Source organism: Microcoleus sp. BR0-C5, from assembly GCF_036705045.1.
GTDB lineage: Bacteria > Cyanobacteriota > Cyanobacteriia > Cyanobacteriales > Microcoleaceae > Microcoleus.
Window position 1 is genome coordinate 62,313 of record NZ_JAUBTR010000002.1, and the last position, 12,410, is coordinate 74,722.

Consider the following 12,410-nt stretch of genomic DNA (forward strand, 5'->3'; position numbering starts at 1 on the left):
ACATTAGACATCTCCCATAATCATTGTGGAACAGGCATCTTGCCTGTTCAAAACAGGCTTTTGGGGAGCTAACTATTGTTGTGTTCCTACAAAACTAGGACACAACATTGTTGTGTCTCTACAATCAATAAATTAAAATCGTCCTACCAAATTAGCCACCATTAATCCTAGTACAACGGGCTGGATCGGCTTAACCATATGCCTTTGAAAACCAGCTTCGATCGCCCTTTCGCGTTCTTTATCGCTCGCATAAGCAGTCAGCGCCGCCACTGGGATTTCTCCTCCGGCTTCTGCAGCAAGAGCTCGCACTTCTCGAATTAAGAAATACCCATCTTCCTCTGGCATTCCGATATCGGAGATTAGCACATCATATCTGCCCGGATTTTCCGTCAAAGCAGCGATCGCACTTCTGGCAGATGTAACTGTCAAAACCTCCGCCCCGTAGCCTTCAAGCACAAATTTTAAGAAGTCGCACGTATCGATCTGATCATCTACGACTAAGATGTGCAAGCCTTTTAGAGAGGGAACCCGCTCGCTAGAGGCGTTTAAAGGCCCTACCAAACCAGTTGACTTTAAATCGATCGCCGATGTCAACTCTGGAGGCAGCGATCGCAACGGCAATCTCAGAGTCATTGTAGTTCCTTGTTCCTCACCCGGACTTTCGGCTTGCACCGTTCCCCCGTGCAATTCAACCAAGTGACGCACGATCGACAAACCCAATCCCAGCCCTTGATTCGCCTTAGTGCTGCAGGAATCGCCTTGATGGAAACGATCGAAAATATACGGCAAAAATTGTGCGCTAATTCCTTTTCCCGTATCGCTGACTCGAAGTTGAGCATGATTCTCGATCGTCGATAGCATGATTTCTACTCGTCCTCCCGCCGGAGTAAACTTAATCGCATTAGACAGAAGATTCCACACAACTTGCTGCAAGCGATTGATATCCCCTAAAACAGTCGTAGAAATCAACTGCGAAACAATTTGAATGTTTTTTGCTTCGGCTGATAATTGCACCCCCTCCAGCGCAGCTTGCACCACTAACCGCAGATCTATCGGACAAATGCACAGTTTAAGCTTGCCACTGGTAATCCGGGAAATATCCAGGATATCTTCGATTAACTGAGATTGCGCTTTCGCGCTGCGCTCGATTACCTCTAGAGCGCGAATAGCCTGTGCTTCATTAAGCTTGCCAGAGCGCAGAATTTGTGACCACCCCAGGATCGGAGTCAGGGGATTGCGGAGCTCATGGGAGAGATTCGCCAGAAATTCATCTTTACTACGGTTGGCCATTTCTGCCTCTTGGCGGGCCAACTGTTCGTGCAGTAATAACTGCGATCGTACTGCCTCAAACTGCTTGCGCTCTGTGATATCCTCGATCGACAACAGAATCATTAAAGCTTGGTCTTCTCGTTGAAGTTTACAAGCATTCAGCAGCATAGTTTTCTGCCCGATCTGGTCAAACAGGTATTCCCACTCAAAGTTTTCAAGCTGAACATCACTAACTAGAATATCTTCCAAGATCCATCGTAATTGGGGGATATTCCACTGCCCATTTCCTAGCTCAAACAGCGAAATCTTTGCTGTTTCTGAGGATAAAACCTGAAATGTTTCATAGAACGATCGATTTGCTTTGTTCACTCGGAAATCAGCATCTAGCACGATTAGAGGCGTTTGCACAGTTTCCACAATGGTTTCAGCATAATTTCGCGCTTCCTCCAAAGTTCTGGCACTGCGTTTAAGAGCATCAATATCGAGCAAAACCATTACCACACCGTCAATCTGGTTTTCCGTTGTCCGGTAAGGGCGAATGCGGAGGTTGTACCAATATCCCGATAAAGTTTGAACTTCTTGTTCTTTCGTCTGGAGAGTATCAATCACCTCCAAAATCATCTGTTCCAAGTCTGGAACGTTCAGAGTTGAGCGGATGTCGCTAAAAGGTCGTCCAACATCTGTGGGAATCACACTAAAAATTTGCTGTGCCATTGGCGTAAAACGTCGAATCTGTAAATCGTTTGTCAGCATTAAGATAGGGATATTGATACTGGAAAGCAAATTTATCAGATCGTTATTCACCAGGCTTTGTTCAATATTTCGGCTGCGAAGTTCATCGTTAGTAGTAGTGAGTTCCTCGTTAGTCGCTTGAATCTCTTCTTTGGCAGTTTCTAACTCCTCATTGGTGCTTTGCAACTCCTCGTTGCTCGATAGGATTTCTTCGTTCGCAACTTTGAGGTCTTGGTTGAGACTTTCCTGATCCTGGATCACGGCTTGCAGTTGGGCTTGAGCCGCAATTTTTTCTTGGTTAGCGACTGAAACTTGCTGCCTCAGCAGCTCAATTTCGCGCACTAAATCAGCTTGCTCGAAGCTTTCAGAAGGGAGGGTGCTGAAGTTAAGCACCGGGGGTGAATCCTCTTCAAATACCACCAAAAAGTAGCGTCCTTCGACTGCCTGTGGCAGGAAGGGAATCACCTCAAAATTGACGAGACTCGATCGTCCGCCCAATTCAAGCACTACCCTTTCTTTCCTAATGGTTACGTTCTGCGTTTGTGCCTGATAAATCGCGGTGCGAAGATCAACCAGCAACCCTGCCCTTGCCATTGCCAGCAAGTTTAAGTCGGGCGTTCCGGCTACCACTCTCAAGTAAGGATCGATGTCTCCCCGCACTTGCAAGATTTTCATCTGCTCGTTGACAACCACACTGGCTGGGGCATATCGATTTAAAATAAGTTGGTCAGTTTCTTGTTGTAAATCAAAGCTATTCGTAAAATTGTCCTTCATTTCCTGGCGTTCACGTGCTTTAGCTACCGGATAGGAACTCGGCGTAAAGGAAAAATTGAGACGAGTCGCAGTCAACTTTTTGGCATAAATTTTAGACTTTTTATCCACTGAAGTAAACAAGTAGGAAAATTCTCCGGTACTCTCAGAAGTGCCTAACAGGAGAAAGCCCGTTGGCTTCAGACTGTAATGGAAAATAGGCATCACTTTTTTTTGCAATGACTCTCCCAAGTAGATCAGCACATTGCGACAGCTAACTAAATCGATATTGGAAAAAGGCGGATCGCTGCCTAAGTCTTGTCGGGCAAATACACAGAGTTCGCGGACTGCCTTGCTGATTCTATAGCTACCTCTTGCTTCGGCAATAAAGAAGCGAGTACGTCTCTCTGGTGAAACATTTACCATCTGGTTTTCTGAGTAGACGCCAGACCTCGCTTTGCCGATCGCCTGTTCGCCAATGTCGGTGGCAAAAATCTGGATCGGTGGCTGGATAGCTTGATCCCCCAAAAACTCTAACAAGCAAATGGCGATCGAATAAACTTCTTCACCTGTCGAACATCCCGCCACCCAAACCCGAATCGGAATTTCGGCCGATTTATTTTGGGTAATCGTGGGGAAAACCAGTTCTTTTAACTTTTCAAAGGCTTCGGGGTCACGGAAGAAACTGCTAACGTGGATCAAGATTTCTCCATACAGGGCTGTGACTTCAGCCGAATTGTGTCGAAGATATTGGGCATAATCATCTAAGCTATCGAGCTTGTACAACACCATCCGTCGTTGGATGCGTCGAGCGATCGTCGTGGGTTTGTAGTCGCTGAAATCTACACCTGTGGTCGATTGTAGCAGCGCAAAAATACTTGCCTGGGCATCTCCCTGTTCGGGCGATTCCTCAACTTTTGTCAGGTGAAGCGAGCCCGTGAGAAGGGGACTGCGACTATAGTTTGCCAGTTCCTCGGCAATTTTTTCCGGTGGCAGAACGAAATCGACATTCCCTGTAGCAACAGCGGTATTGGGCATACTATCGAATTTTGCCGTGTCTTGACATTGAGCAAAAGTCATACCTCCGGCTACTTTGATGGCGTTGAGCCCGAGTGAACCGTCTCCGTCTCCCCCGGATAAAACTACGGCGATTGCTTTGTGTCCGCGATCGATCGCCAATGAGGTAAAAAACGCATCTCCCGGCATATATTTGCCATAAATCTTCTCGCGGGGTGATAGTTGCAGCACGCCTTGAGATAGCACCATTTTGGTGTTGGGGGGAATGATGTAGACTTGATTCGGCTCTACAACCATCCCGTCTTCTACCTCACTAACAGGCATTTTCGTCTGTCTGGCGAGAATCTCGGTCAGCAAACTTTTGTGATCGGGGGCTAAATGCTGAATCAGCACAAACGCCATACCCGTATCTACTGGCAAATGGCTGAGCAACCCCGTAAATGCTTCTAGCCCTCCTGCTGAGGCGGCAATCCCAACAATGGGAAAGGGGGCATCGGTTTTGACTAATTGTTCGCTGTCGAGGGCGGCTGGTACGATGGCTTCGGGTGTAATTTCTGGAGAGGTCTGATGAGAAGTCATGTTATGAAGTCGAGGACTTCAGCTATTTAGCAACCTACATTTCTCGCAAGGTGCCGCTGAGGAACCCGTACTTTACTTAAGTATACCTTAAGTTATAGGTATTATGTAACTCTTTTAATGAGTAAGTCCACTGTTGGAGTCATTATCTTCTGAGGGCGATCTCAAAACTCTATCTGCTGTTGGGACGATCGCAACGAGAGGCTGGCAATAACGGCAATAACTAAGTAGTATATCTGCTTGCCTACTTAGCTTTTTGCAGCGACCTGTGTAGCAGAAAGTGCGATTACTGATTCCGTATTAATTCTAGCAGTATAAGTGACTTGTGCGCCTTGTATGCCCTTTAAATCTTCAACTCGTTTGTGAATTTCGGACACTCCAGCAGCTTTTAATGCTACTAAAAATGCTTCGTCGCTGTAAACTTCTTCGGAAAACGAAACTTCGTCACTTTTAGAAAGATTTTGAATCCGGGCAGCTTTGTTGACTGTGGAACCAAAATAGTCTATCGAATTATTGAGATTTACGAGCAAAGCCGTACCTCGGTGAATGCCAATTCTGACTTGAATCCACTCTGGTTGCGGGCGAGTTGAATTGTATTTTCTTAAACGGGCTACAGCACCGACGGCCGCCATAATTGCTTGTTCGTTGCTGATAAAGGAAGCCATGACGGCATCGCCGATGGTTTTAATTACTTTTCCGCCAAATTTCTCGATCGACTCAAAGAAAATTTCAAAATGATCGCGCACAATATTGTAAGCTTTCGTATCTCCCAGCGTTTCGTACATTCTGGTAGAACCGGTAATATCAGTAAACATAATAGTAATCGCCCGAATCTTGACTCGCTCTCTTTCCGATATTACTTGATCGCCGAACAAACGCTTATAATCGGGGTGATGAAGCAGTTGCATTCCTGATAGCCGTAGGGGCAGTTGTTCTAATGTCAATTCATCGGGCAATTCATCGGAATGCAAAATCAGCCCGGACAAATTGTGCTCGGTATTAGTTAATTCTATCTTGACTTTTCCCGGACGCACGGCTAGGTCTGTTTTGTCAAAATCTGAATCGGCTAACTGCTTGAGTTTAATTTCTTGTATGTCTTCTGTTTCTGCGCCTTCAACCTTTAAAATCCCTTTAGCTAAAGTCAGGGGACAGCAGTAGCGGTATCGACCTTTTTCTAAGGTGACAGTCTCGGATTCGGTGCAGTATAAAGGTGTTACCAGTTGCAGTTTGTTCTGGAGTACGGGAGGGGGAGCGCAGATGGGTCGCAGTTGCGGGTCTTCGATTTCTTTGTTCAGGGAAAAAGTAACTTCGACACGATCGAGCAAATCAATTTTAAACTCGCGCTCGCACATCGGGCAAAAAGACACTTCTGATGTGTCTGCCAAATCCTTAAATTCGTCTGTAATCATGTTGCAGTGGGGGCAGTGAATATCCCAGTGCAAGTCGAAGGCACCGGCTTTCACTCCGTGCAGAAATTCCGAAGTAATTCTTTTAATATTCTTGACAGTCTCGCCTGCTATGTAGTAAGGGTTTATTCTCAATCTCTGCAAAATGTGGGAACCGATTAACCATTTTTCGATTTGGTCGATCGTTCCTTTGCTACAATTGGGACGTTTTTTTAGCTGTTCTAATTTTTCTTTTAATAGTTCGATGTTCATTATCTGCTTGCCTTTGAGCGTCAGGGCAAGAAAGTTATAAGAATTTTGTTGTATACTTTGCTCGTCTGGTTAGTTCTACCGTGAGAATTCTGATGAGTTTGCACCTGTGCGGATATCTCTGGTCTTTATAAATCTTAACAAATTAGCACGATGAAGGCCATGCCTATTTAGGCAGATTGATCGCGCTGTCACTTCTTTTAATTCAAAGTGCGATCGCTGCATCGGTCTACAGAAATATCTTAAATCTCGGTAATTAAGAAGGGGGAATTGTCAACCACCCAGCAGCGACTAAAGACTAATAACTAATGACTAACTCAAAAAAAAAGAGGGAATTTTCCCTCTTTTTATTACACTAACTGCAATGTTATTCTTCCGTCGCAGGAGGGATTTCTTCCTCTACATCTAATACTGCTTCGGGTGCTGCTTCGGGTGCTGCTGCTTCGGGTGCTGCTTCGGGTGCTGCTTCGGGTGCTGCTTCGAGTGCTACTTCCGGCAGATCCTCTTCCATTGCTGAGGGCACGTCTTCGAGTATTTCGTCGGAGATGTCATCATCAGCATCGATCGAGTCTACAGGAACGTCTATGCCCGCTTTAGCTTGCTTTTGAGCGAGCATTTTCTCGCGGAACTTAGCTGCCATTTCCTCAGCTTTTTCGTACACCAATTCGCGATTTTTAACCATCGCGCCCGGTTCCGGTTCCAACTGCTTGGTGGAGAGAGAAATCCGGCCCCTCTCAGCATCCAAGTCAATGATCATCACTTTCACTTCGTCGTTGACATTGAAGACGCTATGAGGCGTATCGATGTGATCGTGTGAAATTTCCGAGATGTGCAGCAAGCCGCTGACGCCGCCGATGTCGATAAAGGCACCGTAAGGCTTGATACCGCGTACTGTACCGATGACGACTTCCCCGACTTCGAGGCGGTTCATCTTGCGCTCAACTAAGGCGCGACGATGACTCAACACTAGGCGGTTGCGGTCTTCGTCTACCTCTAAGAATTTTAATGGTAATTCTTCGGCGACTAATTCTTCCTTCGGTTTGCGGGTACTTATATGAGAACCAGGAATAAAGCCTCGCAAGCCTTCTATTCTCACGAGTGCGCCGCCGCGGTTGGTAGCAAATACTTGCGATCGTACTGTGGCATCTTCTGCTTGCAGTTGTCGCACTCTTTCCCACGCCCGCATATACTCAATGCGCCGGATGGACAGGGTTAATTGTCCGTCTTCATTTTCATCGGTTAGAATGAAAAATTCTCTGGTTTCGTTTGATTGCAATACCTCTTCAGGGCTTTCCACTCGATTGATGGACATTTCCTGAATGGGAATGTACGCTGCTGTTTTAGCACCGATATCAATCAGAGCGCCCCTGGGTTCTATACTAAAAACTGTACCCGCTACTACATCGCCCGGGCTAAAGTGATAGTCATATTTATCAAGTAGGGCTGCAAAATCTTCGTGAGTAAAGCCGATGTCTTTGACTGTGGTTTTGAGATTGACCATGCGAATAGTTTCCTAGGATTTCTCTCCTTCATGTTTTTCGTTTGTGCCGGCAGATATTCGAGATTTTGGTGAAAAAGCGATTAACTTTTTTCAAAATCTTTTACTAAAGTCAGTTTTTGCTAACTTTTGCCGGGTGCAACTGCACACCAGCGCTTGCCTTTACTGTTACTCCATACTCTGTGTTAAAACGTTTAATCTTAACATTCCGAGTCAAGTAGACTATTTTGACACTCTCAGGTATAAATAAACTGAGATTCTTCATTCAACGAGCCGACTTGCTGGCGACAGGATTACTCCAGTCTAAGTAGAGGTCGGTTTCTCCAGAAGCGTAAATTTCGGTATGCCCTACCGTATTTAATTAGTCGCCGAGCTTTAGTTAGGTTTTGTTCAAATGCGAGCTTTCCTAAACTGCAACACCGTTAGGTGTGACTACGCACTCAACTAATCCAGTTAAGTTTTTACGTTGTCTAGTTATACTCTATTTTAGACCGATGACGATCATATCACACCCAGCACTCTTACTGAGAAAAAAGAACACTCGCTCGAATGAGAGTCCCTTGAGTCGCTATTCCTCCGGGCCTTCCTCGCGACACGGTTTTCAATCTCCCAGAAAATTTCTATAAATTAATTTAACCGAGCTTAGCTGGGACTAGCGCAGGATGCTGGGCTTTCTCGATCGACTGCTTCGGGCTCTGGCAAATCTGCGTCAAAATTTGTCCCAGTTTCTGTATCTTCAGCTTCGTTGAGGGGATTCTGAAGGTGATTTAGGGTATCTACAAAATCTCGGATGCCTCGAAATTGCCGATATACGGAGGCAAAACGGACATAAGCGACTTCGCTGAGCGGCCGCAGGTGCAACAGCACCAGTTCCCCTATTTCTGAACTGGCGATTTCTCGGAGCGATCGACCTTGGAGTTGGGCCTCGATTTCTTCCGCGAGAGTTTCGAGATGCCCGGAAGACAAACCTGTTTTTTCGCAGGCCCGAATCAATCCCCTGACTAATTTTGACCTGTCAAAAGATTCGCGCTTGCCGTCCCGCTTGATCACCGTAATCGGCACAAATTCTATGCGTTCGTAAGTTGTGAAGCGGTGCTGGCAGCTCAAACACTCACGCCGCCGACGAATGCTTTGACCTGATTCGGCTGAACGCGATTCTAGAACGCGGCTATTTGTGTGTTGGCAGGAGGAACAGCGCATGATTGCTGAGTTTAACAGGCATTGCCAGCAAATTGCCATTCATCTAACCCCAAGGGGTCTGATGAATGGCTGGACTAGAAAAATCACTTAGCACACAGCGGTGAAAGAGTCCCGCACCAAATTAGATCACTATGATGCGGGCTAACCGCAGTCCGGTTCAGGATATTTTGGACTTACCGCAGGCGTATAGCTAATTATTTGCCAATCCGGGGAGGTTCCCGAAAGGCGATCGCAAAAAATAGTACGCCTATGGCTAAAGCCAGAATCAAAATGTAAGCAACACTTTCCATGTTAAATTTTCCCTATCTTCCCTTGCCGTATTATTTTATCGTGAACAAACCTGACGGTCAACTGAGTACATTTAGACCGCAGGCTTCTTTTTCCTTTTTTTCAAAGGCTTTTTATAGTGAGGTAGTTCCACCCCCACTTGCTAATATAGTATCAGAGTATTTCCCGATCATCTTGGGGTTTAAAAGAATAATTGTCGGTTTCGGTACCAAAACCCAACAAACCTTTCATCCCAAGGAGTAATTCCCAACGGGGTACGGGGCCGAGCGCTCAGATTAATCCCCTCTAAATATACGTTCGGGACTTCCCGGCTGGTAGTTAATTGCTGGTTTTATTATTAACTAAAAAAACCCGGTTTCTTGAAGAAACCGGGTTTTTTTACACCGGGGATGTTTCCCGGCTAGCCAGAGGCTGGCGAAATTTAGAGAGGTTCTTGTCTTCTGGTGGTCACGTCGCCCAGTTTTTGGAACAGGCCCCACTCGACTTGTTCTTCCAAGTCAGCCTCAACTCCAGCAAACACGTCGCGGAAAATAGTCCGAGAACCGTGCCAGATATGGCCGAAGAAGAATAGCAAAGCAAAGCAAACGTGTCCGAAAGTGAACCAACCGCGAGTCGAAGTGCGGAACACCCCGTCAGAGTTCAAGGTTTCACGATCAAATTCAAACACTTCACCCTTTTGAGCAGCGCGAGCAAACTTCTTAACATCTAGAGGATTATTAAAGGTTTGACCGTTAAGTTCGCCGCCGTAGAAACTGACGGTAACTCCGCTTTGTTCAAAGCTGTATTTGGATTCAGCACGGCGGAAGGGGATGTCAGCACGAACGACCCCATCTTTGTCCGTCAAAATTACTGGGAAAGTTTCAAAGAAGTTGGGGAGGCGGCGAACCGACAATACCCGACCTTCGTTGTCAGTAAATACTGGATGGCCCAGCCAGCTTTTCGCAATACCGTCGCCATTGACCATCGCGCCGGCCCGGAACAAACCGCCTTTAGCAGGAGAGTTGCCCACGTAGTCGTAGAAAGCCAATTTTTCAGGAATTTGTTCGTAAGCTTCTTGGAAGCTTTGGCCACCGGCTAAGCTAGCTTGAGCTCTGCGATCGATTTCTTGTTGGAAATAGCCGCCGTCCCACTGATAGCGAGTCGGGCCAAAAAGTTCGATCGGAGTTGCAGCAGAACCGTACCACATCGTACCCGCAACCACAAAGGCTGCAAAGAACACAGCAGCGATACTGCTAGAAAGTACAGTTTCGATATTCCCCATCCGCAGGGCTTTGTAAAGACGTTCCGGCGGCCGCACTGTCAAGTGGAACAAACCGGCAATTACGCCGACTACGCCCGCTGCAATGTGGTGAGCCACGATGCCGCCCGGATTGAACGGATCGAAGCCTTCAGGGCCCCAAGAAGGCGCCACTGGCTGGACGTGACCGGTCAGGCCGTAGGGGTCGGACACCCACATTCCGGGGCCAAAAAGTCCCGAAAGGTGAAATGCGCCGAAGCCGAAGCAAAGCAAGCCGGAGAGGAACAGGTGAATGCCAAACATTTTTGGCAAGTCAAGGGCTGGTTCACCGGTCCGAGGGTCTCTGAAAAGTTCTAAGTCCCAAAATACCCAGTGCCAAACTGCTGCTAAGAACAGCAAGCCTGAGAGGACGATGTGAGCGACGGCGACGCCTTCAAAGGACCAGAAGCCCGGATCGACGTTACCTTCGCCGGTGATGCTCCAACCGCCCCAAGAACCCGTAACTCCCAAGCGAGTCATGAAGGGCAACACGAACATCCCTTGACGCCACATTGGGTTCAGAACTGGGTCTGTGGGATCAAAAACTGCTAGTTCATAAAGGGCCATTGAGCCGGCCCAACCTGCCACGAGGGCAGTGTGCATTAAGTGTACAGAAATCAATCGGCCTGGGTCATTTAAGACGACTGTGTGTACGCGATACCAGGGTAGTCCCATTGACTGCGGTTCTCCAAGGTGTAAGTGATGATGTCTATTTTTACGGAAAAATCAGATTCTGAATCCCCAGCAGTTACCTGCAGGGTTTAAACTCTGCCTTTTGCCGACTGCCATCTACCTTCAAAGGTGGAGGCATAAAAATGAAAGTTATTTAAAGAAGTGTATCGAGTGTTAGAACCGATTGCAATATGTTGAGCATTACATTAGTTGCGGGTTGCCCATTTCGCACCGGGCGGCGATCGTCCCGAGGCGTTCGAGGACTTGCTCGGCATCGATCAGTCTGGTGAGGGTGACGTTGCCGATATTTTTGGCGGGATCGGCGGGATCGGGACGGACTCCTGGTTGGACTTCTACCATGAGTACGGCGTCTTCTACGCGGTAGAGCCACATTTTTTCGTTGCGATCGGAAAGACAGAGGTTGAGCTGTTGGATGTCCGGCGCCCGCCTCCAGGCGGCGTGACTCCACTCGCCGCCGACGCCCCAAACGCGCCCAACTTTCCAGCCGTCGGATAAGAAGAAGTATTTCACTTGTGTACGCTTGTTGAGATTTTTTTGTCTAACATAACGCAAAACTGCAATTGTACGGAATTATTGAACCGCGAAGACGCGAAGGGTGCATATAAATATTGTTATTCGATCGACTATTGGCTATAATATGCTATCTAAGGCATAATTGATCCAAATGACATGGAACATTGAGTTTCACTTTGATTTTTACTCTGAGTTTACCGAATTCCCCACTGATGTCAGATTAGAGCTTTTAGCAAAACTCACACTGTTACAAGAATTTGGCCCAAACCTCAAGCGTCCTCACGTCGATACTCTCAATGGTTCTACCTACACTAATATGAAGGAACTTAGGTTTCAGGTGGCTGGTGGAGTTTGGCGAGTCGCTTTTGCATTTGACCCCCGCCGAGAAGCGATTCTGTTGGTAGGTGGGGACAAATCTGGTAGTAGTGAGAAGCGATTTTACAAGCAACTAATTAAGATAGCAGATAGTAGATTTACCGAGCATTTGAATAAGTTAATGGAGCCAGAAACAGATGACAATTAGCCTGAAGACTATTATGGAGAATTTGCCTCCCGAAGAACGAGCAATAGTCGAAAAGCGATCGGTTGAATTAATGGCTGAAGAAATGACCTTGCAAGACTTACGAAAAGCAAGGAAATTTACTCAGATTCGCATGGCAGAATTATTAAATATGCGTCAAGAAAATGTCTCGCGACTCGAACGCCGTGCGGATTTGTTGGTATCTACTTTGCAAAGTTATATCGCGGCAATGGGTGGGGAGTTGTCATTTGTCGTAGAATTCAAAGATCGACCCCCCGTAAAAATTACTGGATTAACATCGATGTTTGAAGAAAGCAGCTACACTAATGGAGAGGAAGAGTTTTAATTGAGGAACACCTGTTGTTAAAGTGAGAGCGCTCGAACCTGTTCGCATCTAGAGACCGATGATCAAAAACATCGTAT

9 protein-coding genes are annotated in these 12,410 nt (G+C 46.7%); 2 read left to right on the plus strand and 7 right to left on the minus strand.

The window, feature by feature from the left end:
• Nucleotides 1–132: 132 nt before the first annotated feature.
• From QUB08_RS01130 to QUB08_RS01160, 7 genes are all read right to left on the minus strand, one after another.
• Entirely contained in the window at nucleotides 133–4,347 is a 4,215-nt protein-coding gene (locus QUB08_RS01130; protein WP_333222713.1) for a chemotaxis protein CheB, read from the minus strand.
• Between the two features lie 245 nt (nucleotides 4,348–4,592).
• Nucleotides 4,593–6,002: an adenylate/guanylate cyclase domain-containing protein gene (locus QUB08_RS01135; protein WP_333222715.1), complete on the minus strand. Its 1,410-nt coding sequence runs from the start codon at nucleotides 6,000–6,002 to the stop codon at nucleotides 4,593–4,595.
• A 364-nt stretch (nucleotides 6,003–6,366) separates the two neighbouring features.
• Complete coding sequence (locus QUB08_RS01140; RefSeq protein WP_333222717.1) at nucleotides 6,367–7,500, minus strand: 30S ribosomal protein S1; 1,134 nt, start codon at nucleotides 7,498–7,500, stop codon at nucleotides 6,367–6,369.
• A 639-nt stretch (nucleotides 7,501–8,139) separates the two neighbouring features.
• The gene (nrdR, locus tag QUB08_RS01145; protein WP_333222934.1) at nucleotides 8,140–8,697 is read right to left on the minus strand and encodes a transcriptional regulator NrdR; all 558 of its coding nucleotides are present in this window, start codon (nucleotides 8,695–8,697) and stop codon (nucleotides 8,140–8,142) included.
• Nucleotides 8,698–8,891: 194 nt separating this feature from the next.
• Entirely contained in the window at nucleotides 8,892–8,987 is a 96-nt protein-coding gene (locus tag QUB08_RS01150) for a photosystem II reaction center protein T (protein WP_006635641.1), read from the minus strand.
• 419 nt (nucleotides 8,988–9,406) lie between these two features.
• A complete protein-coding gene (gene psbB / locus QUB08_RS01155; protein WP_333222719.1) occupies nucleotides 9,407–10,936 on the minus strand; it encodes a photosystem II chlorophyll-binding protein CP47 in 1,530 nt (509 codons plus the stop codon).
• A 198-nt stretch (nucleotides 10,937–11,134) separates the two neighbouring features.
• Nucleotides 11,135–11,464, minus strand: a complete 330-nt coding sequence (locus QUB08_RS01160; RefSeq protein WP_333222721.1) for a hypothetical protein — start codon at nucleotides 11,462–11,464, stop codon at nucleotides 11,135–11,137.
• Between the two features lie 154 nt (nucleotides 11,465–11,618).
• Here QUB08_RS01160 and QUB08_RS01165 point away from each other — a divergent pair, with 154 nt between their 5' ends.
• Together QUB08_RS01165 and QUB08_RS01170 are read left to right on the plus strand one after the other, a co-directional pair.
• Entirely contained in the window at nucleotides 11,619–11,990 is a 372-nt protein-coding gene (locus QUB08_RS01165) for a type II toxin-antitoxin system RelE/ParE family toxin (protein ID WP_333222723.1), read from the plus strand.
• Complete coding sequence (locus QUB08_RS01170) at nucleotides 11,980–12,333, plus strand: transcriptional regulator (RefSeq protein WP_333159525.1); 354 nt, start codon at nucleotides 11,980–11,982, stop codon at nucleotides 12,331–12,333. The genes QUB08_RS01165 and QUB08_RS01170 overlap by 11 nt, the downstream gene beginning before the upstream one ends.
• Nucleotides 12,334–12,410: the final 77 nt, after the last annotated feature.

Bases quoted from the DNA above. Each gene is read 5' to 3' on its own strand.
- QUB08_RS01130 (WP_333222713.1), bottom strand. From the start codon at position 4,347: ATGACTTCTCATCAGACCTCTCCAGAAATTACACCCGAAGCCATCGTA.
- QUB08_RS01170 (WP_333159525.1), top strand. From the start codon at position 11,980: ATGACAATTAGCCTGAAGACTATTATGGAGAATTTGCCTCCCGAAGAA.
- QUB08_RS01150 (WP_006635641.1), bottom strand. From the start codon at position 8,987: ATGGAAAGTGTTGCTTACATTTTGATTCTGGCTTTAGCCATAGGCGTA.
- QUB08_RS01165 (WP_333222723.1), top strand. From the start codon at position 11,619: ATGACATGGAACATTGAGTTTCACTTTGATTTTTACTCTGAGTTTACC.
- nrdR (WP_333222934.1), bottom strand. From the start codon at position 8,697: ATGCGCTGTTCCTCCTGCCAACACACAAATAGCCGCGTTCTAGAATCG.
- QUB08_RS01135 (WP_333222715.1), bottom strand. From the start codon at position 6,002: ATGAACATCGAACTATTAAAAGAAAAATTAGAACAGCTAAAAAAACGT.
- psbB (WP_333222719.1), bottom strand. From the start codon at position 10,936: ATGGGACTACCCTGGTATCGCGTACACACAGTCGTCTTAAATGACCCA.
- QUB08_RS01140 (WP_333222717.1), bottom strand. From the start codon at position 7,500: ATGGTCAATCTCAAAACCACAGTCAAAGACATCGGCTTTACTCACGAA.